Source organism: Streptomyces sp. NBC_01077 (genome assembly GCF_045162855.1).
Lineage (GTDB): Bacteria > Actinomycetota > Actinomycetes > Streptomycetales > Streptomycetaceae > Streptomyces.
Genome location: NZ_CP108669.1, coordinates 6,274,292 through 6,299,861 on the forward strand (window position 1 = coordinate 6,274,292; position 25,570 = coordinate 6,299,861).

The 25,570-nt window shown below is 72.9% G+C and carries 18 protein-coding genes; 12 read left to right on the forward strand and 6 right to left on the reverse strand.

Going from position 1 to position 25,570, the window contains the following annotated elements; genetic code table 11:
* Positions 1 to 50: 50 nt before the first annotated feature.
* Entirely contained in the window at positions 51 to 1,229 is a 1,179-nt protein-coding gene (gene moeZ / locus OG462_RS28615) for an adenylyltransferase/sulfurtransferase MoeZ (RefSeq protein WP_187622393.1), read from the forward strand.
* A gap of 65 nt (positions 1,230 to 1,294) precedes the next feature.
* On the opposite strand, the gene OG462_RS28620 is transcribed toward moeZ, so the two are convergent.
* The 3 genes from OG462_RS28620 to OG462_RS28630 form a co-directional block, all read right to left on the reverse strand.
* Entirely contained in the window at positions 1,295 to 2,890 is a 1,596-nt protein-coding gene (locus tag OG462_RS28620) for an alpha/beta hydrolase (RefSeq protein WP_406061925.1), read from the reverse strand.
* A 103-nt stretch (positions 2,891 to 2,993) separates the two neighbouring features.
* The gene (locus OG462_RS28625; RefSeq protein WP_406061926.1) at positions 2,994 to 4,562 is read right to left on the reverse strand and encodes an alpha/beta hydrolase; all 1,569 of its coding nucleotides are present in this window, start codon (positions 4,560 to 4,562) and stop codon (positions 2,994 to 2,996) included.
* A 172-nt stretch (positions 4,563 to 4,734) separates the two neighbouring features.
* Positions 4,735 to 7,386: a lysylphosphatidylglycerol synthase domain-containing protein gene (locus OG462_RS28630; protein ID WP_406061928.1), complete on the reverse strand. Its 2,652-nt coding sequence runs from the start codon at positions 7,384 to 7,386 to the stop codon at positions 4,735 to 4,737.
* A 174-nt stretch (positions 7,387 to 7,560) separates the two neighbouring features.
* Here OG462_RS28630 and OG462_RS28635 point away from each other — a divergent pair, with 174 nt between their 5' ends.
* From OG462_RS28635 to nudC, 6 genes are all read left to right on the forward strand, one after another.
* Entirely contained in the window at positions 7,561 to 7,926 is a 366-nt protein-coding gene (locus OG462_RS28635; protein WP_406061930.1) for an MGMT family protein, read from the forward strand.
* 224 nt (positions 7,927 to 8,150) lie between these two features.
* On the forward strand, positions 8,151 to 11,636 hold the full coding sequence (locus OG462_RS28640) for an ATP-dependent helicase (RefSeq protein WP_406061931.1): 3,486 nt from the start codon (positions 8,151 to 8,153) through the stop codon (positions 11,634 to 11,636).
* Positions 11,637 to 11,772: 136 nt separating this feature from the next.
* A complete protein-coding gene (locus OG462_RS28645; protein WP_406061933.1) occupies positions 11,773 to 12,582 on the forward strand; it encodes a hypothetical protein in 810 nt (269 codons plus the stop codon).
* Positions 12,583 to 12,651: 69 nt separating this feature from the next.
* Positions 12,652 to 16,104 carry a UvrD-helicase domain-containing protein gene (locus OG462_RS28650; RefSeq protein WP_406061935.1) on the forward strand — a complete coding sequence of 1,151 codons (3,453 nt, stop codon included), beginning with the start codon at positions 12,652 to 12,654 and terminating at the stop codon, positions 16,102 to 16,104.
* 9 nt (positions 16,105 to 16,113) lie between these two features.
* The gene (locus tag OG462_RS28655; RefSeq protein ID WP_406061937.1) at positions 16,114 to 17,532 is read left to right on the forward strand and encodes a dipeptidase; all 1,419 of its coding nucleotides are present in this window, start codon (positions 16,114 to 16,116) and stop codon (positions 17,530 to 17,532) included.
* Positions 17,533 to 17,567: 35 nt separating this feature from the next.
* Positions 17,568 to 18,515: an NAD(+) diphosphatase gene (nudC, locus tag OG462_RS28660; RefSeq protein ID WP_406061939.1), complete on the forward strand. Its 948-nt coding sequence runs from the start codon at positions 17,568 to 17,570 to the stop codon at positions 18,513 to 18,515.
* A gap of 87 nt (positions 18,516 to 18,602) precedes the next feature.
* Here nudC and OG462_RS28665 read toward each other — a convergent pair whose 3' ends face one another.
* Entirely contained in the window at positions 18,603 to 18,845 is a 243-nt protein-coding gene (locus OG462_RS28665) for a mycoredoxin (protein WP_366041947.1), read from the reverse strand.
* Between the two features lie 148 nt (positions 18,846 to 18,993).
* Between OG462_RS28665 and OG462_RS28670 the strand changes: the two genes are divergently transcribed.
* From OG462_RS28670 to OG462_RS28690, 5 genes are all read left to right on the forward strand, one after another.
* On the forward strand, positions 18,994 to 21,171 hold the full coding sequence (locus OG462_RS28670; RefSeq protein WP_406061941.1) for an ATP-dependent DNA helicase UvrD2: 2,178 nt from the start codon (positions 18,994 to 18,996) through the stop codon (positions 21,169 to 21,171).
* Between the two features lie 245 nt (positions 21,172 to 21,416).
* A complete protein-coding gene (locus OG462_RS28675) occupies positions 21,417 to 21,695 on the forward strand; it encodes a hypothetical protein (protein WP_406066758.1) in 279 nt (92 codons plus the stop codon).
* A gap of 176 nt (positions 21,696 to 21,871) precedes the next feature.
* Positions 21,872 to 22,249, forward strand: a complete 378-nt coding sequence (locus OG462_RS28680) for a WhiB family transcriptional regulator (protein ID WP_406061943.1) — start codon at positions 21,872 to 21,874, stop codon at positions 22,247 to 22,249.
* Entirely contained in the window at positions 22,246 to 22,569 is a 324-nt protein-coding gene (locus OG462_RS28685) for a hypothetical protein (RefSeq protein ID WP_406061945.1), read from the forward strand. The genes OG462_RS28680 and OG462_RS28685 overlap by 4 nt, the downstream gene beginning before the upstream one ends.
* 107 nt (positions 22,570 to 22,676) lie before the next feature.
* Positions 22,677 to 22,859 (forward strand): hypothetical protein, encoded by a 183-nt coding sequence (locus OG462_RS28690; RefSeq protein ID WP_406061947.1) that lies wholly within the window; start codon positions 22,677 to 22,679, stop codon positions 22,857 to 22,859.
* A gap of 10 nt (positions 22,860 to 22,869) precedes the next feature.
* On the opposite strand, the gene OG462_RS28695 is transcribed toward OG462_RS28690, so the two are convergent.
* Both OG462_RS28695 and OG462_RS28700 read right to left on the reverse strand, forming a co-directional pair.
* Positions 22,870 to 24,273 carry an ABC1 kinase family protein gene (locus OG462_RS28695; protein ID WP_406061949.1) on the reverse strand — a complete coding sequence of 468 codons (1,404 nt, stop codon included), beginning with the start codon at positions 24,271 to 24,273 and terminating at the stop codon, positions 22,870 to 22,872.
* 68 nt (positions 24,274 to 24,341) lie between these two features.
* Positions 24,342 to 25,481, reverse strand: a complete 1,140-nt coding sequence (locus OG462_RS28700) for a TOMM precursor leader peptide-binding protein (RefSeq protein WP_406061951.1) — start codon at positions 25,479 to 25,481, stop codon at positions 24,342 to 24,344.
* Between the last annotated feature and the right edge of the window lie 89 nt (positions 25,482 to 25,570).

Sequence of the window (25,570 nt, forward strand, 5' to 3'; positions counted from 1 at the left end):
AGTGTTACGGGGAGAACAACCGTACTGACATACCGACAACCGGAGTCCCCGTGTCGCTGCCACCCCTGGTCGAGCCGGCTGCCGAGCTCACCGTAGACGAGGTCCGCAGGTACTCCCGCCACCTGATCATCCCGGACGTCGGGATGGACGGGCAGAAGCGGCTGAAGAACGCCAAGGTGCTGTGCGTCGGCGCCGGCGGTCTCGGCTCGCCGGCGCTGATGTACCTGGCCGCCGCCGGCGTGGGCACGCTCGGCATCGTGGAGTTCGACGAGGTCGACGAGTCGAACCTCCAGCGCCAGATCATCCACAGCCAGGCCGACATCGGCCGCTCCAAGGCCGCGTCGGCGCGCGACAGCGTGCTCGGCATCAACCCGTACGTGAACGTGATCCTCCACGAAGAGCGGCTCGAGGCCGAGAACGTGATGGACATCTTCAGCCAGTACGACCTGATCGTCGACGGCACCGACAACTTCGCCACCCGTTACCTGGTGAACGACGCGGCCGTGCTGCTGAACAAGCCGTACGTCTGGGGCTCGATCTACCGGTTCGACGGCCAGGCGTCCGTCTTCTGGTCCGAGCACGGTCCCTGCTACCGCTGCCTCTACCCGGAGCCCCCGCCGCCGGGCATGGTCCCGTCCTGCGCCGAGGGCGGCGTCCTGGGCGTGCTCTGCGCGTCCATCGGCTCCATCCAGGTCACCGAGGCCATCAAGCTCCTGGCCGGCGTGGGCGACCCGCTGGTCGGCCGTCTGATGATCTACGACGCCCTGGAGATGCAGTACCGCCAGGTGAAGGTCCGCAAGGACCCGAACTGCGCGGTCTGCGGCGAGAACCCGACCGTCACCGAGCTCATCGACTACGAGGCCTTCTGCGGCGTCGTGTCCGAGGAGGCCCAGGAGGCGGCGCTCGGCTCCACGATCACTCCGAAGCAGCTCAAGGAGTGGATCGACGACGGCGAGAACATCGACATCATCGACGTCCGCGAGCCGAACGAGTACGAGATCGTCTCGATCCCGGGCGCGCGTCTGATCCCCAAGAACGAGTTCCTGATGGGCACCGCCCTCCAGGACCTCCCGCAGGACAAGCGGATCGTCCTGCACTGCAAGACGGGTGTCCGCAGTGCGGAGGTCCTCGCGGTGCTGAAGTCCGCGGGCTTCGCGGACGCGGTCCACGTCGGCGGCGGCGTGATCGGCTGGGTCCACCAGATCGAGCCCGAGAAGCCGGTCTACTAGTCGGCCGAACGGAGGGGCCCGGATCTCGACACGAGATCCGGGCCCCTTCCCATGCCCGCTACGGGTCACGCCCCGCTACGAGCCGCCCCGCTGGAGCAGGTCTTGCCGTAGGCGGGGACCTTGCCGTCCAGGAGGTACGCGTCGACCGTCGCCGTCACGCACGACGACGTGCCGTACGCGCCGTGTCCCTCGCCCTCGTTGGTGACGAGGACGCCGACACCCGTGCCGAGTTCCTTCGCCATCTTCTCCGCGCCCTCGTACGGGGTCGCCGGGTCGCCCGTCGTGCCGACGACGAGGACCGGGGCGGCGCCCGGGGCGCTCGCCTCCGGGGTCGCCCGCTCGCCCTTCACCGGCCAGTCGTTGCACCAGCCGGCCGTGTCCCAGGCGAGGAACGTGCCGAACACGGGGGAGAGCCGGCGGAACTCGGGGATCAGCGCCTTCGCCTCGGCGGCCGTCGCCCGCGCGCTGGAGTCGGCGCAGGAGATCGCCCGCTGGGAGTGTGTCTGCGTGGAGTAATGGCCGCTCGCGTCACGGTCGTTGTAGTAGTCGGCGAGTTCGAGCAGGGCGCCGCCGCGACCGCCTTCGGCGTCCTCCAGGGCCTCCGTGAGGAGGGGCCAGTTGGACTGCCCGTACAGCGTCACCGCGATGCCGGTGAGCGCCAGGCCCTCGGTGAGCCGCCGCTCGCCGACGGTCAGCGGCGCGCGGTCGAGCTTCCGCAGCAGGCGCGAGATCCGCTCGGTGCCGGCCTTCGGGTCCTGGCCGGTGCTCTTCAGGTAGTTGTCGAGGGCCCGCTGGAAGCCGATCGTCTGGTGGCGGGCGTGCCCGACGGTGTCGGCGGTCGGGTCGACGACGGCGTCGAGGACGAGCCGGCCCACCTTCTCGGGGAAGAGGTGGGCGTACGTGCCGCCGAGCTGCGTCCCGTACGAGATGCCGAAGTAGTGGAGCTTCTCGTCCCCGAGGACCTGCCGGATCAGATCCAGGTCACGGGCGGTCGCGGTGGTCGTGGTGTGCGGGAGGAGCGAGGCGGATCGCTCGGAGCAGCCGGCGGCGAAGTCGGCGTTGTCCTTGAGGTACGCGGTTTCCTCGGCGGCCGAGTCCGGGGTGAGGTCGACGGCCTCGGCGGCGGCCTGTTCGGCGTCGGTCCGGCAGACCACCCCCGCGCTGCGGCTGACGCCGCGCGGGTCGAAGCCGACCAGGTCGTAGCGCTCGTTCAGGTCCCCGTACTCCTCGGCCGCCTGCGGCAGGATGTCGACCCCCGAGGCGCCGGGGCCGCCGAAGTTGAAGAGCAGCGAGCCGATGCGGCCACGCTCGTCGGTGGCCGTCTTGCGGATCAGCGCGATCGGGAGGGTGGGGCCCTCCGGCTTCGCGTAGTCCACCGGCACCGTCACCGCCGCGCAGCGCCACTCCGGGCCGGGACGCTGCCCGCCCTCCGGGGCGGCGCAGCGCTTCCAGGCGAGGCGCTGGCCGGTGAGGGGCCCCGGGAGGGCGGGGAGCACGGGGGCGGTGGTGGACGGCTTGGCGTCGGTCGTCGTCGTGGGCTTGGCGCCGGTGGTCGTCGGCGCGGCGGAGGCGGCACCGGGAGCCCCGCCGTCCGTGCTCGTGCAGCCCGCGACCAGCACCCCCGTCACGGCCAGAACCGTCAGGCGTATGCGTATGGACATGCGTATGGACACGTGTTCCCCCAGGATCCCGGCAAGGCGGCCATCCTAGGTCGTGTGCGTCGCGGGCCAGACGGGACTTTCCGGACACGACCCGGGGGCCGCGCTACTTGCACACGGTGCCGGAGGCGGGGACCTTGCCGTCCAGGAGGTAGGCGTCGACCGCCTTCTTCACGCACGCGCTGCCGCTGTTGTAGGCGCCGTGGCCCTCGCCTTCGTACGTCAGCTCCACGCCGACGCCCTCGCCGAGCGCCTTCACCATCGAGCGGGCGCCCTCGTACGGAGTGGCCGGGTCGCCGGTGTTGCCGACGACCAGGATCGGCGCCGCATCAGGAGCGGAGACGTCCGGGTGCTCCCAGGTCCCGGCCACCGGCCACTGCGAGCAGCTGGAGAGCGCCCAGCCCATGAAGTCGCCGAAGACGGGGGAGGCCTCGCGGAACTGGCCGAGCCGCTCCTTCGCCTGGCCGAGGGTGTAGCGCTCCTTGAAGTCGACGCAGTTGATGGCGGCGTTGGCGGCCTGGATGTTGCTGTAGGAGCCGTTCGGGCCGCGTCCGTTCATCGAGTCGGAGAGGGTGAGGAGCAGCCCCCCGTCGCCTCCGTCGGCGTCGTCGAGACCCTGCTCCAGATAGGTCCAGTACTCCTTGGAGTAGAGGGCCTGCGCGATGCCGTTGGTGGCCTGCGTCTGGGTGAGCTTGCGTTCGCCGATGCCCGGGATCGGCTCCTTGTCGAGGGAGGTCAGGAGATCGATGACGAAGGTCTCGATCTCGGCGACCGTCGAGCCGGGCAGGGTGCACTCGTCGCCGCGGTCCACACAGTCCTGGGCGAAGTTGTCGAGGGCCAGCTGGAAGCCCTTCGCCTGGCCGAGCGCCCCGTCCTCGACGCCGGCGTCCGGGTCGACGACGGCGTCGAAGACGGCCCGGCCGACGTTCTTCGGGAAGAGATGGGCGTAGACGCCGCCGAGTTCGGTGCCGTACGAGATGCCGAAGTAGTGGAGCTTGTCGTCGCCGAGGACCTGGCGCATCAGGTCCATGTCCCGGGCGGCGTTCTCGGTGCCGACGTGCGGCAGGGCGGGGCCCGCGTCCTTGTCGCAGCCGGTCGCGTACTTCTTCTGCGCGTCGGAGAGCGTCAGCTCCTCGGCCTCGTCGTCGGGGGTGAAGTCGAGGGCGTAGTAGGCGTCGAGCTCCTTGTCGGTGAGGCATTCCACCGGGTCGCTGCGGCCCACCCCGCGCGGGTCGAACGAGACCAGGTCGAAGCGGCTGCGCAGGGTCTCGTAGTCCTTGGCGAAGCCGGGCAGCCCGGTGACGCCGGAGCCGCCGGGCCCGCCGAAGTTGAAGACCAGCGAACCGATCCGCCGGTCCTTGTCCCGGGCGCGGGCCCTGATCAGCGCGAGCTCGATGGTCTCGCCCTCCGGCACCGACCAGTCGAGCGGCGTCTGGAGGAAGGAGCACTCCCAGGCGGCGCCCCCGGGGAGCGGGGAGGGGGCGGTCCCGCCGCCCTCGGCGGCGGACGGTGCCGGGCACGGGGCCCAGGCCAGTTTCTGCGCCGCCAGCCCGGCGGCCGTACCGCTCGGCTTCGTCTGGTCCGCCGCGTTGTCGCTCCCGTCCGAGCAGCCGGCGGCGAGCAGCACGGTGGTGGCGGTGAGCAGAGCGGCGCGCTGGGCGGCGGAGATCGGCATAGGCCCATGGTGGGCCGCCGCTCGCGCCGCCGCGCGGGACGGAGGTCCATGCGGGTGGCGCGTAGGGGGCCCCGCCTGCTTCGACGACGGGGCCCCTGCTTCGACGAGGGGGTCGGCCCGTCTAGCGGTGGGGCCCCGGGCCCGTCTCGCGTCTCGTGTTTCGGGCCCCGGGCTACAGTGCTCCGCGTTTCGTCAGCCAGTTGAAGCAGATCCAGCCCGGGAGGACCGGGACCCACAGGGTCAGCAGGCGGTAGAGCAGCACCGCCGGGGTGGCGACCTCGATGGGCAGGCCGACCGCGACCAGACCGAGGGTGAGAGCGCCCTCGACCGCGCCGATACCGCCCGGGGTCGGGGCCGCCGAACCGAGCGCGTTGCCCGCGAGGAAGACGACGGCCACGCTCGCGTAGCTGATCGACTGGTGCCCGTGGCCGAAGGCGCGGATCGAGGCGTCCAGGCAGAGCACGAACGCGCCGGTGAGCAGCAGCATCCCGCCGATGCCGGTCACCAGCTTCATCGGCCGCTGGAGGACGTCCAGCATGCGCGGCACGACACCCGCGAAGAGCGAGCGCAGCCGGGTCGACACGAACTTGCGCATGAACGGGATCGCCGTCACGACGAGCACGAGCACCGCGACCGTGAGGAGACCGGCGATGACCGTCCTCGACGGGCTGAAGGACTGCGACCTCTCCGTCCCCGTCAGATAGCCGAAGGAGAGCAGGAGCAGGATGTGCGCCCCAAGACCGAACAGCTGGGAGGCCCCGACACTGGCCACCGCGAGCCCCGGCCGTACCCCCGAGCGCTGGAGGAAGCGGGTGTTCAGGGCGACACCGCCGACCGCCGCCGGGGCGACGATCTTCACGAACGAGCCGGCGACCTGCGCCACCACCGTCCGCCAGAACCCGACCCGCTCCGGCACGAAGCCGAGCAGGCTCATCGCCGCCGCCAGATAGCTGACCGCGGAGAACAGCACCGCGGCCGCCACCCACCGCCAGTCCGCCTGGCTGACCGTGGACAGCGGCGTACGGGCGATCTGCGACAGCAGGAAGTACGCGGCTACCGCGCCCGCGATCAGACTGATCAGGGTCCGCGGCTTGATCCGCTCCAGACGGACCGGTTCCACCGGGGCCTGCGGGCGGATCAGCAGCACCTGCTGCCGGATCTGGGCCAGCAGGTCCTCCTCGCGGGCCTCGTCGAGCGCGGTGTCGAGGGCCCGCTTCTCGGCCTTCCTGTCCGCCTTCTTCTCCGCCTTCGTCTCCGCCCTTACGGCCGGCACGTCCGCGGCGGCCTCCGCGGCCTGGGCCTTCGCCAGCTCCCGTTCGTGCTTGGCCGCCTCCGAGGCGGCGAGCACGGCCTCCCGCTCGCGTGCCGATCGTTCGCGGGCCAGCTTCCGCAGCGTCGCGCGCGTGGAGCGGCTCAGCGCGATCGGCTGGAGCAGCGGCAGACAGTCGGCGACGGCGTCCGGGCCGAGCACCTCGACGGCCGCGGCGACCGTCCGCTCGGCCCCGACCCGCAGGCCGAGGGTGGTGAGCAGCTGGGCGATGTCCATCCGCAGGATCAGATCGCCGGCCGCGATCTCGCCGCCCCGCAGATCGGTGAGGATCACCCTGCCGGAACGATCCACCAGAATCGCGTCGCCCGTGAGCCGGCGGTGCGCGATCCGGCGCGACTGCAGCGCCCGTACCTGGCGCCAGGCGCTGCGGACCAGCTCGTCGGTGATGTCGTCGTCGTCGAGCGAGTCGAGACTCCGGCCGCCGATGTGCTCGTACACGAGCATCACGGCGTCCGGTCCGAGCTCGGAGGTGGCGATCAGCTTCGGCGCGTTCGCCCCGGCGGCGATCGCCGCGTACGCGAGGAGCGCCTCCTGCTCCAGGGCCTGCCGCAGCGAGACGATCGACCGGCGGGTGGTGATCGTCCGCAGGGTGATCCGCCGCCACGCGCGGTAGAAGAAGCCGTGCGCCTGCTGCTCGCGGTCGACGACGGTGACGTCGAGCGGCGGCCCGTCCTCCAGGGTCACGATGTACCGGCGGCCCCGGTCGCCGCTGTCCGCCGAGTCGGGCACGCCCTCGGCGCGCAGCGCCGTCACCGGCCGGAAGCCGACCCGGCGCAGGCCGGCGAGGAGGGTCTGCCCGGTGGGCCGGACGTTGGGGGAGCCGACCGCGTACAGCGTGCCGTACGCCACGGTCCAGCCGATCAGGACGGTCAGGATGATCGACAGAGCGGTGGTGTAGCCGGCCACCAGCATGGTGAACGCGTCGAGCAGCAGCACCGCCCAGAGCGACACCCGCCAGCGCGGTCTTCGGGCCATCCCCACGGCCGTCATGTACGCGATCACCGGGGCGAGGTAGTTGTGTACGGGGTCGGTGAGCCCGCCGCCGGACTGCGGCTGGGTCAGCGCGTCCTGGATCGTGCCGGGCGCGGCCTGGGCGACCCAGAGGTCGGTGGCGAGGGTGACGCCGTGCGCGAGCACGGCGGCGAGGACGCCGTCCGCGATGCGCAGCCCGTCACGTTTGATCAGGCGTTCGATGGCGAAGGCGACGGGGACGAGCAGGACGGCGATGGAGGAGACGAGACCGGCGATCTTGACGAAGACATCGGGTGCGCCGACGGCGCCCTTGTTGATGTCCTCCTCGAGACCCGAGGTCGTCGCGTGGGCGAACGCGGCGACGGCGATGACGAGCCCGATGGCGAGCAGACCGGAGAGCAGCCGCATCAGGTCGGAGGGCCGGTGGACCCGGGCGGCGAGCAGCGGCTCGTCGCCGGAGACCCGCTCGGGCAGGTCGGGCCGCGCCTCCTCCGGAGGCTGAGAGTCCTGCCCCATCACCATGTCCGTCTCTGCATGCGCGTCGTGTCGTTCTCGTACTTGCTCGTGATGTCGTTCTTGCTCTTGCTCGTGTATTTGTCGCTCTTGATCTCGTATCACCAGTCACCGCCCGCACGATGGTGGCATGAAGAGCCGCCGCGCGGAGGCATCAGGGCCATGTCGGTGGGGTGAGGGAGGATGGGGCGGATGAGTATGGAGGTGCCCGTGGGGGAGACCGGAGAACTGCCCGAGTACGCGGAGCGGGTGCTCGACGTCGCCGACGGGATCCCGCCCGGCCGGGTCATGACCTACGGCGACGTCGCCGAATGGCTGGGCGAGGGCGGGCCGCGCCAGGTCGGCCGCGTCATGGCCCTGTACGGCGGGACGGCGCCCTGGTGGCGGGTGGTCCGCTCGGACGGCACGCTGCTCCCCGGACACGAGCTGAGGGCCCTCGGCCACTACCGCGAGGAGGGCACCCCGCTGCGCGAGCGGGGCCCGGCGGCCGAAGGACACGTACCGAAGATCGACATGCGGCGGGCGCGCTGGGACGGAACTCACACCTGAGGGTGCCGCCCGAGGACACACCTGCCGGCCGGGGCACGAGAGGCGGCGGGCGGGGCGCACCCGGGACGGAACGGGGTACGGAGTACGGCTCGGCGGCGGTCCGTTTCGCGTAACGTCGACGTTCGCGTCTCCCGAGGCGACGGCGGGCCGACGAGCCCGGCGGCCCGCCACGGCGGACGGCCGCCTCACCCGCACCACCACTCCCACCAGGACCGGCGACCCACGTGAGTACCTCCTCGACCACCCGGCGTACGCCGCCGCACCAGGGACAGCCGTACCCGGGTTCAGGACGGCAGCGGACCCCGGGCGCGTACCGACTGGTGCGTACCACGCCGGCCCCGATGGATCCCCCTCAGCTGGACGCAACCCAACGGGAAGTGGTTGACCACAGCGGCGGACCTCTTCTCGTCCTCGCCGGACCCGGCACCGGCAAGACGACGACCCTGGTCGAGGCCGTCGCCGCCCGCATGGAGAAGGGCGCCGACCCCGAACGGCTCCTCGTCCTCACCTTCAGCCGCAAGGCCGCCGTCGAACTCCGCGACCGCATGGCCGCCCGGCTCGGCGGCCGCCGCCCGCCGCAGGCCACCACCTTCCACTCGTACTGCTACGCCCTGATCCGCGCCCACCAGGACGCCGAACTCTTCGCCGAACCGCTGCGGCTGCTCTCCGGACCCGAGCAGGACCTCGCCGTACGCGAGCTGCTCGCCGGCCACATCGACCTGGAGAAGGCGGGTCTCGGGAGCATCCGCTGGCCCGACGAACTGCGCGCCTGCCTCACCACCCGCGGCTTCGCCGACGAGGTACGTGCCGTCCTCGCGCGCTCCCGCGAACTGGGCCTCGGACCCGATGCGCTCGCCCACTTCGCGGAGCGGGTCGGCCGGCCCGACTGGAAGGCGGCGGCCGGTTTCCTCGCCGAGTACCTCGACGTCCTCGACCTCCAGGGCGTCCTCGACTACACGGAACTCGTCCACCGGGCCGTACTCCTCGCCGAGGACATCAGCCTGCCCGCGTACGACGCGATCTACGTCGACGAGTACCAGGACACCGACCCGGCACAGGTTCGGCTGCTCCACGCGCTCGCGGGCGGTTCGACAGGGGCCGCCCGAAGGGCGTCCGTGAGGGGCGGTGGTCGGGCGACGGGCGGGAGCACGGTCGTCGCCTTCGGCGACCCCGACCAGTCCATCTACGCCTTCCGGGGCGCCGACGTGAACGGCATCCTCGACTTCCCCGACTCCTTCGGCGGCGCCGACGTCCGGGTCCTGCGCACCGCCCGCCGCTCGGGCGCCGAGCTGCTCGGCGCGACCCGGCTGCTCGCCCAGCGGATGCCGATGCCCCGGCTCCCCGCCGACAAGGTCCGCGCCCACCGGGACCTCACGGCGGTGCGGGACGGAGGCCGGGCGGAGGCGTACACCTACCCGACGGCCTCGGCGGAGGCCGAGAACATCGCCGACCTGCTGCGCCGCGCCCACCTGGAGGACGGCGTCCCCTGGCAGGACATGGCGGTCCTCACCCGAGCCGCGGCCAACCTCCCGTCCCTCCGCCGCGCCCTCACCTCGGCGGGAGTCCCGGTGGAAACGGACGCGGCGGACACACCGTTGCGCCACGAACCGGCGGTGGCGCCCCTGCTGCTGGCGCTGAGGGCGGTGGCACAGGTTGTGGGCATGCGTTCCCCAGGGGCGATGGGGGTCGCCCCGGACGGAGTCCGGGGGAGGGCGGGCACGACCGACGACGGCGCCGCAGAGTCGGCGCACCCCGCGGACGCCGAGCCCGCCGAGCCCGCCGAGCCCGAGTCAGTCGCGCCTGCCGAGCCCGCGGCGCAGCCCGACGCCACCGTCGGCCGGCTCCCCGTCGAGACCGCCCTGGAATTGCTCGCCTCACCCCTCGCCGGTGTCGACCCCGCGGACCTGCGCCGCCTCGGCCGCGCCCTCCGCGACGAGGAGCGGGCCGCGGGCAACAAGGTCCCGCCCCCCTCCGACGTCCTGCTCGCCCGCGCCCTCGCCGAGCCCGAACGGCTCGTCGCGCACGACCCCTCCTACGCGCGCGGGGCCCACCGCCTCGGCGACCTCCTCCGCCGCACCCGGGTGCTGCTCGCCGACGGCGGCACCGCCGAGGAGGCCCTCTGGGTGCTCTGGAACGGCACCCCCTGGCCCGGCCGTCTGGAGCGCGCCGCACTCCGCGGCGGGCCCGCCGGGCGCAACGCCGACCGTGACCTCGACGCCGTCTGCGCCCTCTTCGAGACCGCCGCCCGTGCCGAGGAGCGCGTCGGCGGCCGCGGTGTCCTCAACTTCCTCGAAGAGCTCGACGCCCAGGACATCGCCGCCGACACCCTCACCCGCCGCCACACCCGCCCCGACGCGGTCCGCCTCATGACCGCCCACCGTTCCAAGGGTCTGGAGTGGAGCCTCGTCGTCGTCGCCGGTGTCCAGGAGGGCCTCTGGCCCGACCTGCGCCGCCGCGGCTCCCTCCTGGAGGCCGACCGCATCGGCCGTGACGGCCTGGCCGAGCCCCTCACCCCCGGCGCGCTCCTCGCCGAGGAACGCCGCCTCTTCTACGTGGCCGCCACGCGCGCGCGTGACCGGCTCGTCGTCACCGCCGTGAAGGCCGCGGCGGAGGACGGCGACCAGCCCTCCCGGTTCCTCACCGAGCTCGGCGCCGAGCCGAAGGACGTCCCCGGCCGTCCCCGCCGCCCCCTCGCCGTCTCGGCCCTGGTCGCCGAACTGCGCGCCACCACCGTCGACCCGGACGCCTCGCCCACGCTCCGCGACGCGGCCGCCCACCGGCTGGCCGAGCTCGCCGCGCTGACCGACGAGGACGGCCAGCCGCTGGTCCCGGCCGCGCACCCGGACCGCTGGTGGGGCCTGTTCGAGCCGACCCAGGGCCCGGAGCCGCTGCGCGAGCACGACCGGCCCGTCGCCCTCTCGCCGAGCTCCCTGGACAACCTGGTCAGCACCTGTTCCCTCCAGTGGTTCCTGGGCCGCGAGGTCAAGGCCGCGGCCCCGGCCACCGCCGCCCAGGGCTTCGGCAACGTCGTCCACGTCCTCGCCGACGAGGTCGCCTCCGGCCGTACCCCCGCCGACCTCGACGTCCTCATGGCCCGCCTGGACTCCGTGTGGGACGCCCTCGCCTTCGACGCCCCCTGGAAGTCGGCCCAGGAGAAGCAGAACGCGCGCGTGGCGCTCGAACGCTTCCTGAGCTGGCACGTCATGGACCGGGGCGGCCGCACCCCGGCCGCCTCGGAGCACGGCTTCGACGTGACCCTGGAGGCGGGCGCGTACGAGGTCCGCATCCGCGGCTCCATGGACCGCGTCGAGACCGACGAGCACGGCCGCGCGTACGTCGTCGACTTCAAGACCGGCAAGTCCGCCCCCACCCGCGACGAGGTCGCCCACCACCCGCAGCTCGCCGTCTACCAGCTCGCGGTCCGCGAGGGCGCCCTCGACGAGGTCTTCGACGGGCGGCGACCTGAGCCGGGCGGCGCCGAACTCGTACAGCTTCGGCAGAGCGCCCCGCAGAAGGAGGGCGGCGACGCCCTCCCCAAGGTGCAGGCGCAGGAGCCGCTCGCCGGGGAGTGGGTCGGCGAGCTGCTCGCGAACGCCGCCGGCCGCGTCCTCGACGAGCGCTTCACCCCCACCACCGGCCAGCACTGCACGACCTGCTCGTTCCGGGCCTCGTGCAGCGCGCAGCCCGAGGGCCGCCAGGTCGTCGACTGACGGGACGGCCCCGGGCACGGGGGAGCGGGCGCGCAGGGAAGAGAGGCGCGCAGGGGAGCGGGGCGCGAAGTAGCGGGCACGCGTGCGCGGGGTGACCCTGGTGGACAGGGGGCGGGGAAACCGCGAGGAGGCTCGCATGGCGTCCCACCGAAAGCTCCGCGCCGCGGCCGTCGTCTGCGTCGTCGCCGTCGCCGCGGGTCCCGCGCCCGTGGCGGCCTGGGCGGCGACGACCGGTGTCCCGGCCGGCGCCCCCGCGGTCGCGGCGCCGTCGCCCGATCCGTTCGACGGCCTCACCGCCGACGAGATCGGCGATCGGGCCGTCGCGGCGACGCAGTCGGCGACCTCGCTCCGGATGACCGGCCGGGTCGTCACGGAGGGGCAGCCCCTCGACATCGACTTCGCGGTCAACGACCGCGACGAGTGCACCGGCGTGATGAAGATCAAGGGCGGCACCGCCGAACTGCGCAAGATCGACCAGGTCACGTACATGAAGGGCGACGAGGCCTTCTGGCGCGTCTCCATGGCCTCCCAGGGGATGCCCGAGGCGCAGATCGACGCCACGGTCGAGCTGGTCAAGGGCCGCTGGCTGAAGATCGCCCCGGGGCAGGCCGGCAGCGCCGACCTGGGCGGCGTCTGCGACCTGAAGTCACTCCTCGCCGACCTCGACAAGGACAAGGCGGAGCGCCGCGGGCTGACCAGGGGTCCCGACGCCGAGGTCGACGGCACCCCCGTCGCGACCCTGGTGAAGAAGAAGGCCGGCGGCGAGACCACCACGGTGTCCGTCTCCCAGGAGGGCAAGCCGTACATCCTGAAGATGGTCAAGACCGGCGGCGCGGAACCCGGCTCCATGGTGCTCTCCGACTACGACAAGCCCGTCCGCGTGGTCGTCCCGCCCGCCGACGAGACGGTGGACCTGTCGAAGCTGGACGGGGGCACGCCCGCGTGACGAGGATCCCTCACGAGATCCGGGCCGGGCCGGACCGGACTGTCGGTCGTCCGCGTTAGCCTCTTTGAGGTGACCGCACACATCACCGACCCCGAGCAGCTCAAGGAGCTCCTCGGCATCCCGTTCACCCCGGAGCAGACGGCCTGCATCACCGCGCCGCTCGCCCCGCAGGTCGTCGTGGCCGGAGCCGGCTCCGGCAAGACGACGGTGATGGCCGCCCGGGTGGTCTGGCTGGTCGGCACGGGCCAGGTCGCCCCCGAGCAGGTCCTCGGTCTCACCTTCACCAACAAGGCCGCCGGTGAGCTCGCCGAGCGCGTCCGCACCGCCCTCGTCCGCGCCGGGGTCACCGACCCCGACGTCATCGATCCGGACAACCCGCCGGGCGAGCCCCGGATCTCCACGTACCACGCGTTCGCCGGGCAGCTCCTGACCGACCACGGCCTCCGCATCGGCCTCGAACCCACCTCCCGGCTCCTCGCCGACGCCACCCGTTACCAGCTCGCCGCGCGCGTCCTGCGCGAGGCGCCCGGCCCGTACCCGGCGCTCACCCGGTCCTTCCCGACCCTCGTCACGGATCTGCTCGCCCTCGACGCCGAGCTCGCCGAACACCTCGTACGACCCGAAACGCTCCACGCGTACGACTCCGCGCTGCTCACCGCCCTCGCCGAGGCCAGGCTCAGCAACGCCGAGCTGCGCAAGATCCCCGAGGCCGCCACCGCCCGCCGTGAACTTCTCGACCTCGTCGTCCGCTACCGGGCCGCCAAGCGCTCCCGCGACCTCCTCGACTTCGGCGACCAGATCGCCCGCTCCGCCGAGCTGGCCACCACCCGGCCCGAGGTCGGCGAGATCCTCCGCGAGGAGTTCCGGGTCGTGCTCCTCGACGAGTACCAGGACACGTCCGTCGCCCAGCGGCTGCTGCTCTCCGGCCTCTTCGGCCAGGGCACGGGAGGACAGGCCACCGGACACGCGGTGACCGCCGTCGGCGACCCCTGCCAGGCCATCTACGGCTGGCGCGGCGCCTCCGTCGCCAACCTCGACGACTTTCCCCAGCACTTCCCGCACCGGGACGGCAGCCCCGCCGACCGCTACTCCCTCTCCGAGAACCGGCGCAGCGGCGGCCGCCTCCTCGACCTCGCCAACGGACTCGCCGCCCCCCTGCGCGCCATGCACGCGGGCGTGGAGGCGCTGCGCCCCGCACCCGGCGCCGAGGCCGACGGCAGCGTCCGCATCGCCCTCCTCCCCACCCACGCCGAGGAGATCGACTGGCTCGCCGACTCCCTCGCCCACCTCGTCCGCACCGGCCGCGAGCCCGGCGAGATCGCCGTCCTGTGCCGGACGGCCACCGACTTCCCCGCCATCCACGCGGCCCTCGTCGCCCGTGACGTCCCCGTCGAGGTCGTCGGCCTCTCCGGTCTCCTCCACCTGCCCGAGATCGCCGACCTGGTCGCCGTCTGCGAGGTCCTCCAGGACCCCGGGGCCAATGCCGCGCTGGTCCGCCTCCTCACCGGCCCCCGCTGGCGCATCGGCCCCCGCGACCTCGCGCTCCTCGGGCGGCGGGCCCGCCACCTCGTCCACCGGGGCGGCGAGGAACCGGACCCCGAGCAGCGGCTCGCCGCCGCCGTGGAGGGCGTCGACCCGGCCGAGGTCGTCTCCCTCGCCGACGCGCTCGACACCTTCCTCGACTCCGGCGGCGCGGCCGACGACGGCCTCGCCTTCTCCGCCGACGCCCGGGTCCGCTTCGCGCGCCTCGCCGCCGAGCTGCGCGCCCTGCGCAGCTCGCTCGCCGACCCCCTCATGGACGTCCTGCACCGGGTGCTCTCCGCGACCGGCCTCGAAGTCGAGCTGTCCGCCTCCCCGCACGCGCTCGCCGCCCGCCGCCGCGAGACCCTCGGCCACTTCCTCGACATCGCCGCCGGCTTCGCCTCCCTCGACGGCGAGGCGAGCCTGCTCGCGTTCCTCGGCTTCCTTCGCACGGCCGTCCAGTTCGAGAAGGGCCTCGACAACGCCCTGCCGGGCGGCGAGAACACCGTCAAGGTCCTCACCGCCCACAAGTCCAAGGGCCTGGAGTGGGACGTCGTCGCCGTCCCCGGCCTGGTCACCGGCCAGTTCCCCAGCGCCCGCGCCCGCGAGTCGTGGACCTCACAGCCGCAGGTGCTCCCGCACGCCCTGCGCGGCGACGCGGCCACGCTGCCGACCGTCGACACCTGGAACGCCAAGGCCCTCACGGCCTTCAAGAACGAGATGCGGGACCACCAGCACACCGAGGAACTCCGCCTCGGCTACGTCACCTTCACCCGCCCCCGCTCCCTGCTGCTCGGCTCGGCCCACTGGTGGGGCCCGTCCCAGAAGAAGCCCCGAGGCCCCTCGGACTTCCTCCAGGCCCTGTACGCCCACTGCGAGGCGGGCCACGGAGACATCGAGACGTGGTCGGAAGAACCCGAACAGGACGCGAAGAACCCGACACTGACGGACCAGGAGAAGGGCCAGGCCTGGCCCCTGCCGCTGGACGCGGATGCCCTGACCCTCCGGAGGAGGGCGGCCGAGCTTGTCCGTACCCGGTTGTGGGCAATCGTTCCGCAGGGCGGAACCGGTGGACACAACCCCACGCGCACGGCGCCCGACCCCCAGGACCCGCACCCTGAGGACCCGTGGCCCGAAGAGGAGGAACCCGTCTGGGACGAAGAGGCCCTCCCGGAGGACACCCACGCGGACGCGGTCCCGGCACCCCGCCAGGAGCCCGAGGCCCCGCCCGCGGAGCCGTACCCCGGCCTCACCCCCGAAGACGCGCGAGCCATCGCCTCCTGGGACCGCGACCTCACCTCCCTCACCACCGAACTCCGCCGCGCCCGCGCGACCACCCGTGACGTCGTGCTCCCCGCGTACCTCTCCGCCTCCCAGGTCCTCCGCCTCGCGGCCGACCCCGACGGTTTCGCCCAGGAGCTGGCCCGGCCGATGCCGAAGGCGCCGCAGCGGGCGGCCCGCCGGGGCACCCGGTTCCACGCGTGGGTGGAGTCCCGTTTCGAGGAGCTGCCGCTGCCGTTCCTCGGCCCGGAGGACCTGCCCGGCGGGGAGGACTTCGCGGGCGAGCCCGAGATCCTCGACGAGCGGGACCTCGACGAGCTGAAGGAGGCCTTCGCCCGTACCGAGTACGCCCACCGCACCCCGTACCGCGTCGAGGTCCCCGTGCACCTCTCGCTCGGGGGCCGGGTCGTCCGGGGCCGGATCGACGCCGTCTACCGGGACCCGGAGTCCGGCGCGTACGAGATCGTCGACTGGAAGACCAGCCGGCTGCGCACCGCCGATCCGCTCCAGCTCGCGATCTACCGGCTCGCCTGGGCCGAGCAGCACGGCCTCGCGCCGGAGGACGTGACCGCCGCCTTCGTCTACGTGCGGACGGGCGAGGTCGCCCGCCCCGCCCGCCTGCCCGGCCGTGCCGAGCTGGAAGCGCTCCTGCTGGGAGAGACGGCGCCGGACACCGATGGGGCCCTCCTGCCGGGAGGGACACCCCCGGGCGCCGGATAGGCTCGGGGCATGAGCGAGACCCCGGACAGCGCCGTCCACGCCGTACGTACGTACATCGAACAGCACCGTGCCGCCTTCCTCGGCGACCTCGCCGAGTGGCTGCGCATCCCGTCCGTCTCGGCGCAGCCGGACCGGGCCGGGGACGTACGGCGCAGCGCCGACTGGCTCGCCGCCAAGCTCGCCGGGACCGGCTTCACCACGGTCGAGGTCTGGGAGACCGACGGCGCCCCCGCCGTCTTCGCCGAGTGGCCCTCCGGGGACCCGGACGCCCCGACGGTCCTCGTCTACGGCCACCACGACGTGCAGCCCGCCGCCCGCGAGGACGGCTGGCACACGGACCCCTTCGAGCCGACCGTCGTCGACGGACGGATGTACGCGCGCGGGGCGGCCGACGACAAGGGGCAGGTGTTCTTCCACACCCTCGGTGTCCGCGCCCACCTCGCCGCCACCGGCCGCACGGCGCCGGCGGTCAACCTCAAGCTGATCGTCGAGGGCGAGGAGGAGTCCGGGTCCCCGCACTTCCGCGCCCTCGTCGAGACCCACGCCGAGCGGCTCGCCGCCGACGCCGTGATCGTCTCCGACACCGGCATGTGGTCCGAGACCACGCCCACCGTGTGCACCGGCATGCGGGGCGTCGCCGACTGCGAGATCGAGCTGTACGGCCCCGACCAGGACATCCACTCCGGTTCCTTCGGCGGCGCCGTGCCGAACCCGGCCACCGTCGCCGGCCGGATCGTCGCCGCCCTCCACGACGAGCACGAGCGCGTGGCGATCCCCGGCTTCTACGAAGGGGTGACGGAGCTCACCGACGCCGAGCGCGCCCTCGTCGCCGAGCTGCCCTTCGACGAGGCCGCCTGGCTGCGTACGGCGAAGTCGCACGGCACGCTCGGCGAGGCCGGCTTCTCGACCCTGGAGCGGGTCTGGGCCCGCCCCACCGCCGAGGTCAACGGCATCGGCGGCGGCTACCAGGGCCCCGGCGGCAAGACGATCGTCCCTGCCTCAGCCCAGCTCAAACTGTCGTTCCGGCTCGTCGCCGGCCAGGACCCGGCCAAGATCGAGCTCGCGGTACGGGACTGGCTCGCCGGTCTCGTCCCGGCCGGCATCCGGTACGGGATCGTCTTCGGCGCCCCGACCCGTCCCTGCCTCACGCCCCTCGACCACCCCGCCCTCAAGGCGGTCGCCGGGGCCATGAGCCGTGCCTTCGACGGCGCCAAGGTCCGCTACACGCGCGAGGGCGGCTCGGGACCGGCCGCCGACCTCCAGGACGTCCTGGAGGCGCCCGTGCTGTTCCTCGGCATCTCCGTCCCGTCCGACGGCTGGCACGCCCCCAACGAGAAGATCGAGCTCGATCTCCTCATGAAGGGCGTCGAGACCACGGCTCACCTGTGGGGCGACCTGCCCGCCGCCCTAGCCGCAGCCGCGCGCTGAACCCACACACCGATCCGGGGGAGTTGGAAGCACCTGTGACCACCTTGAAGAACGCGTCAGCGGACCGCCCGATCTCGCTCACCGCTCCGAGCGGCATCGACCGCGCCGCGCACCACCGCCTCGACGAGGCGTGGCTGGCGGCGGCCTGGAGCCACCCCACCACGCGGGTCTTCGTGGTCTCCGGGGGCCAGGTGCTGATCGACGACACGGCGGACGGCACCACCGAGCTCGTCATGACCCCGGCGTTCGAGGCCCCGGTCACCGAGACGCACCGCTACTTCCTGGGCACGGACGCCGACGGGGTCTCCTACTTCGCGCTCCAGAAGGACTCCCTGCCCGGCCGCATGGACCAGTCCGCCCGCCCCGCCGGGCTCCGCGAGGCCGGACTGCTGCTGTCGGACCGGGACGCGGGCCTCATGGTGCACGCCGTGGCCCTGGAGAACTGGCAGCGCCTCCACCGCTTCTGCTCGCGCTGCGGCGAGCGCACCGTCATCGCCGCCGCCGGGCACATCCGCCGCTGCCAGGCCTGTGGCGCCGAGCACTACCCGCGGACCGACCCCGCGGTGATCATGCTGGTCACCGACGAGGAGGACCGGGCGCTCCTCGGCCGCCAGGTCCACTGGCCCGAGGGTCGCTTCTCGACCCTCGCCGGTTTCGTCGAGCCCGGCGAATCCATCGAGCAGTCGGTCGTCCGCGAGGTCTTCGAGGAGGCCGGGGTCACGGTCGGCGAGGTCGAGTACATCGCCAGCCAGCCCTGGCCCTTCCCGTCCAGCCTGATGCTGGGCTTCTTCGCCCGCGCGACCTCCTCGGAGATCACCGTGGACGGCGAGGAGATCCACGAGGCCCGCTGGTTCTCCCGCGAGGACCTGGCCGCCGCCTTCGAGTCGGGCGAGGTGATCCCCCCGTACGGCATCTCGATCGCCTCCCGCCTGATCGAGCGCTGGTACGGCAAGCCGCTGCCGAAGCCGGGCGACGTGATCTGAGACGTACGACACGTCACACACGTATGCGAAGAACCCCCGGCCGGTCCGTACCGGTCGGGGGTTCTTCGTGCGCCGGGGGCGCGCGCCTCAGACGCCGAGGGCCTGCTTCACCTGGGCGAGGCTCGGGTTCGTCAGGGTCGAGCCGTCCGGGAAGAGGACGGTCGGAACGGTCTGGTTGCCGCCGTTGGCCTTCTCGACGAACGCCGCCGAATCGGGGTCCTGTTCGATGTTGATCTCGGTGTACGCGATGCCCTCGCGCTCCATCTGGCTCTTCAGCCGACGGCAGTAGCCGCACCACGTGGTGCTGTACATCGTCACAGTGCCCTGCATGGCGAGGCGCTCCTCTTGGTTTCGCTGACGGGTGCCGAGAAGGAGAACGTACGCCCTGGTCCGCCCATTCCCGGAATTCGTATGACCGCGGACGCCCCCTGTGGACAAGTCTCCGCGGCAAGCTCGGCGGACCTGGCAGCATTGGGGGGTGACAGCAGCAACGCACTCCACTCTCTTCCCGCAGGTCCCGGAGACGGCCGACGCGGTGCTCGACGGGCTCGACCCCGAGCAGCGCGAGGTCGCCCTGGCCCTGACCGGCCCGGTGTGCGTGCTGGCGGGCGCCGGCACGGGCAAGACGCGGGCGATCACCCACCGCATCGCGTACGGGGTGCGGTCGGGCAGACTCCAGCCCGCCAGTGTGCTGGCCGTCACCTTCACCAACCGCGCCGCGGGCGAGATGCGCGGCCGGCTCCGGCAGCTCGGCGCGGGCGGCGTCCAGGCGCGTACGTTCCACTCCGCGGCCCTCCGGCAGCTCCAGTTCTTCTGGCCGAAAGCCGTCGGTGGTGATCTGCCCCGGCTCCTGGAGCGGAAGATCCAGCTGGTCGCCGACGCCGCGGCCCGCTGCCGGATCCGGCTCGACCGGAACGAGCTCAGGGACGTCACCGGCGAGATCGAGTGGGCCAAGGTCACCCAGACCGTCCCCGCCGACTACCCGGCCGTCGTCGCCAAGGCCCACCGGGACGCCCCGCGCGACCCGGCGGAAATCGGCCAGATCTACGCCATGTACGAGCAGCTGAAGCGCGACCGCTCGGTGATCGACTTCGAGGACGTGCTGCTGCTCACCGTCGGCATCCTCCAGGACCGGCACGACATCGCCGACCAGATCCGCAGCCAGTACCAGCACTTCGTGGTGGACGAGTACCAGGACGTCTCCCCGCTCCAGCAGCGGCTGCTCGACCTGTGGCTCGGCGACCGCGACAACCTGTGCGTGGTCGGCGACGCGAGCCAGACCATCTACTCCTTCACCGGCGCCACGCCCGACCACCTGCTGAACTTCCGCACCCGTCACCCCGGGGCCACGGTGGTCAAACTCGTCCGCGACTACCGTTCCACCCCGCAGGTCGTCCACCTCGCCAACGGGCTGCTCAGCCAGGCCCGCGGCCGGGCCGCCGAGCACCGCCTGGAGCTGATCTCCCAGCGCGACCCCGGCCCCGATCCCGTCTACACGGAGTACGCGGACGAGCCGACCGAGGCCGAGGGCACCGCCCGCCGCATCCGGGACCTCATCGCCGCCGGCGTCCCGGCCGGCGAGATCGCCGTCCTCTACCGGATCAACGCCCAGTCCGAGGTGTACGAGCAGGCCCTCGCCGACGCCGGAGTGCCCTACCAGCTCCGCGGCGCCGAGCGCTTCTTCGAGCGCCAGGAGGTACGGGAGGCGGGCATCGCCCTGCGCGGCGCGGCCCGCGCCGGGGGCAACGACTCCCTCCTCGACGACGCCGAGGACCTGCCCGCGCAGGTCAGGGCCGTCCTCTCCACCAAGGGCTGGACCAGCAAGCCGCCCGCCGGCTCGGGCGCCGTCCGCGACCGCTGGGAGTCCCTCGCCGCCCTCGTCCGGCTCGCCGAGGACTTCGCCCGCGCCAGGTCCGGAGCCACCCTCTCCGACCTGGTCGCCGAAATCGACGAGCGGGCCGCCGCGCAGCACGCGCCGACCGTGCAGGGCGTCACCCTCGCCTCACTGCACTCCGCCAAGGGCCTCGAATGGGACGCCGTGTTCCTGGTCGGCCTCACCGAGGGCATGATGCCCATCACCTACGCCAAGACCGACGAGCAGGTCGAGGAGGAGCGGCGCCTGCTGTACGTCGGTGTCACCCGCGCCCGGCTCCACCTCACGCTCTCCTGGGCGCTCTCCCGCTCCCCGGGCGGGCGGGCCTCCCGGCGCCCCAGCCGCTTCCTCAAGGGCCTGCGGCCCGGCTCCGGGTCCCTCGGCACCGTCGCCTCGGGCGGCTCCGGCTCCTTCGAGCGGGGCGCCGCCGCCGGCCGCCGCAAGCCGCGCGGCCCCGTCCTCTGCCGGGTCTGCGGGGCGACCCTCACCGAGGCGGGCGCGATGAAGCTCATGCGCTGCGAGGACTGTCCCTCGGACATGGACGAGGGCCTGTACGAGCGGCTCCGCGACTGGCGATCGGAACAGGCCAGGGAGCTCGGCCAGCCGGCGTATTGCGTCTTCACCGACAAGACGCTGATGGCCATCGCCGAGCGGGTCCCCGCCACCGGCGGAGAGCTCTCCTCGATCTCCGGCGTCGGCGCCCGCAAGCTGGACCGCTTCGGCGACGACGTCCTGGCCATCTGCGCAGGTGGGGAGGGAGGGGCGGGCGTCGACGAGAGCTGAGGAAAACTCGTCGGAAAAATAGTTTGCGCCTGCCCCGTCAGGCCCCATAGGTTCTTAACCACGGAAACAGCGGCTTCTGAGAAGCCCTGTCTCTGTGCTGTACTTGTCCAAATAAACATGAGGGTCCGGCTCGCACCCGAGCCCTCCGAGACGCCGAGAGGAGGCGATTCCACGTGATCAGCAACATCATTCAGACCAGCACCGCCGGCTCTGTCAGCAGTGCCCGCTTCGCCAGCACCGTCAAAATGACCGATCGCTCCGTCGCCTCCGTCTGCTCGCTCGGCCTCTCCGCCTCGGCGTTCATTGGCACCGGTCTGTCCGTCTCCGGCCTTGCCGGTCTCGGCATGCGGCCTGCCGTGGAGCTGCGCAATGAGCGACCGACCAAGGCACTGGAAGCAGGAGCAGCAGGCAAGGCCAAGGCCTATGACTTTGCGGCGACCGGTGCCGGCACCCAGCAGCAGACGACGCACGAGCACAAGATGTGGGCCTTCCGTGGGCTCGAACCCTGGAGTGATCCAGTCTGATCCATGATCAGACCGGCGCCTTCAGGGCCGCGGAACCCCACCCGGGATCCGCGGCCCTTTTGTTTGTCCCCGAACGGGGACGACGACACGAAGGCGCCTCGGGACAGACAGACACACCCGGTACCAGCCGAAACCCCGGTCAACAGGCCGGAACGACCAGACGAGGAAAGACCACCGTGCAACTCGAAGCGCACGCCCCGTCCGTACCGCCTTCCGAATCGATCTCCCTGCCCGGCCTCACGGAGGACCCCGCTTTGACCCCCCTCGCCCCCCTCACCGCGCTCACCGCGCTCGACGACGCCATCGAGAACCTCGGCGTCCCCGTCCCCTGTCGCGCCTACGACCCGGAGGTCTTCTTCGCGGAGTCCCCGGCCGACGTCGAGTACGCGAAGTCCCTCTGCCGGACCTGCCCGCTCATGGCCGCCTGCCTCGCCGGCGCCAAGGAGCGGCGCGAGCCGTGGGGCGTCTGGGGCGGCGAGCTCTTCGTCCAGGGCGTGGTCGTTGCCCGCAAGCGGCCCCGTGGCCGTCCGCGCAAGAACCCGGTCGCGGCATGAGCGCCACCGGAACCATCGACCGCCCCCTCACGCACGATCCCCAGAAGCAGGCCCCGATGACCTCTTCCACCAGCGAGCCCGCCGGCTTCGCGACCTCAGTCTTCTTCCCCTCCGCCGCGCCCACCGCGCGTCAGAACAGGACCCGTGAAATGCAACTCGCCCCAGAAGCCCTGGCCCGTGCCCATATGCACGAGCGACACCGTGAGGCCGACGCGGAACGCCAGGCCGTGCGCCTGGTCGCCGCCCGACGCATGCAGCGCCGCGCCGAGCGCGTCTCGCTGCGCGCCCGCCGCGCGCTGGCCATGGCCGTCATGCACTAACCGAACCCGCGCCCCCAGGGGCGCCCTCGCGGGGGCCGGTCCGAACGGACCGGTCCCCGCGGTGCGTTGTCGGCACCTCGGCCCTTCGTCGGGTTATCGTCACGAGGGTGAACGACGCCCGTACCCCCGAGGGGCCCCTCGTCTGCGCGCGCTGCGGCAAGACGGCCGACACCCTGCCGCTGACCTGGACCTGTTCGGTGGAGAACGGCCGGCGCACCTACTTCTGCGAGGACTGCGCCCGCGCCAACATCCGCTCGATCGAGGGCCGCCTCGACTCCTCCTGGTGGTGAGTCCCCCCGCCTAGTCCGTGGCGGGTGCGGGTGCCGACTCCGCTGCGGGTTCGGGTAGGGATACGGCTTCCGGTTCGGGTGCCACGAAGCCCGGCAGCCACTCCTCCAGTTCGGCCCGCAGCCGTACCGTCGCGTTCAGCTGGCACAGCACCCCGATGGTGCTCAGCGTCACCCGGTGTATCAGCAGATACGAGGGCGGCAGATTGAGCTGCTTGCCCAACTGGTGGGCGGGGGAGCGGGGGTCGGCGATCCGGGCCGCCTGGTTCCGCATCCAGCCGCGGGTGAAGAGGAAGGACTCCGCCTCGGCCGGTTCGATGATCGGCAGCAGGTACTCCAGGACCGCGTCCGGGTCGAGCGCCACGGACTCCTTGACGAAGCCGTCCGCCCGCAGCAGCTCGTACACGGTCTCCGCCTCACCGGTCAGCGTCATCCGCAGACAGGTGCCGATCGTCTCCGGCAGCCCGCCGGGCAGCCGGTCGACGGTGCCGAAGTCGAGCACCCCGAGCCGCCAGGACTCCGGCCCCTCGTCCTCGTCGGTGCCCGGAAGCAGCCGGAAGTTCCCCGGGTGCGGGTCGGCGTGCAGCAGACCGGTGCGCGCGGGGCCCGAGAAGAGGAAGCGGGCCAGGAGCTGGCCCGCCCGGTCCCGCTGCGCCGGCGTGCCGTCGGCGATCACCTCCGCGAGCGGGATGCCGTCCATCCACTCGGTCACCAGCACCTGATCCGCCCGGTGCACCACCGCCGGCACCAGCACATCGGGGTCGTCCGCGAACTCCTCCGCGTGCTTCTGCTGGGCCGCCGCCTCCAGGGCGTAGTCCAGCTCCTCCGAGACCCGGTCCCGCATCTCGGCGATCAGCGGCTTGATGTCCATCCCGGGAACCAGCGGGCCGAGCAGCCGGGCGAAGCGGCTCAACTGCGTCAGATCGGAGAGCAGCGCCTCCCCTGCGCCCGGGTACTGCACCTTCACCGCGACCTCGCGCCCGTCGTGCCACACGGCCCGGTGGACCTGCCCGATCGAGGCGGCCGCCGCCGGCTTGTCCTCGAACTCCAGGAACAGCTCCCGCCACTCCGCGCCCAGCCGCTCCTCGAGGACGGCGTGCACGGTGCGCGTCGGCATCGGCGGCGCCGCGTCCTGAAGCTTGGTCAGCGCCGCCCGGTAGGGCCCGGCCACCTCCTCGGGGAGGGCCGACTCGAAGACGGACAGCGCCTGTCCGAGCTTCATGGCTCCGCCCTTGAGCTCACCGAGCACCTTGAACAGCTGCTCGGCCGTGCGCTGCTGCAGCTCGCGGGCGACGAGCTCCGCCGATCTCCCGCCGATCCGCTTGCCCAGGCCCCAGGTGGCCCGGCCCGCGAAGCCGAGTGGCAACGCGGCCAACTTGGCGGTCCGAGTGACCGCCTTCCGGGGAAGATCAGACATGCGCCCCTCCAAAACCCAGACTGCCGTACCGCGCAGGGCGGTTACCCCTGCCGTGCCGCGCAGGGCCGTTACCCCGCCATTGTGTCCTGTGCGCCTCCGGCTGCCGAGGCACGCTCCCCCTCTCCGCCGCGCGCCGCCCCGCAAGGGCAGGCCGGATGGGGTCTCAGCCGCTCCGCCCGCCACTCCAACAGCGGCAGCGACGCCTCCCAGCGGGTGCCCGTGCTCGCCGGGAGATCCCCGTCCAGGAAGGCCAGCGCGTGCGCGGCGGCAAGCCCCGCCACCGCCGTCGCGAGACCCAGATCACAGGCGGGCAGCGGATGCGGTGCGCCGGACCGCCATTGGGCGAGCAGCCGGGGCCACTCCGGCTCCCGGTCCGTCCGCTCCTCCTGGAGACACCCGGCGCACGCCGTGCCGCCCGGCAGGACGAGTGGCCCGACGATTCCCGTCGCCTCAAGGACCCCGGCGTACAGATGCGGGGTCCCGGTGGCGACCCACCGCCCCGCCGGAAGCGGATCGGGGACGTACGCGCCGAGGCCGTCCCGCGGCGTCACCACGACGAGTGACAGCCCGACCCCACCGGAGGCCTCACCCGATCCGCTCGGGCCGCGTGACCTCCGCCACCGGCCGACCAGGCGCCGGGCCGCCGTCGCCCGGCGCTCGCCGACGGCCTCGGCCGGCAGTCCGCCCGGGGCCGTCTCCCAGGACTCGACCCTGCCCGAGTCGACGACCTCGACGCCGCCCACCCCCGCCGCCGCGAGCAGCGCCGCCACCATCGCCCCCACCCGCCCCGCGCCCCGGACCTGGACGCGCACGGCACGCCGGGCCGCCAGGACCCGCACCGCCCGCTCCGGCTCGGGGTGGACGACGGAGAGGGAGGCCAGGTCGGCGCGGAGCGGATCGAGGGCCGGGTCCACCGCGCCGGCCGTCGGCCCCGTCCTCCCCGGCCGCCCGGTCGCGGCGTCGGCGAGCAGCCCCGCCGAACCGAGCCGCCCGAGGAGCGCCTCCAGGTGTCCGTCCGGCAGACCGAGCGTCCTCGCCTCGGCCCGGAGCAGCTCGGTCCCCCGGGTGCCGTCGAGCAGCCCGAGCAACGTCCCCGTCTCCCGGTCGACCGGGTCGAGCACCACCGCGTGCGCGGGGGTGACCCCGAACTGGACGCGGCGAAGGCTCCGCCAGGCCCGCCGCAGCGCCGGCTTCACCATCGGATGCATTTCCGCCGCCCCCCATTCATGATCGACAGCCACATGATCGACAACGGCCATTCACCGTCCCGAGTCGAGAATGCCCCGCCGCCGTGACG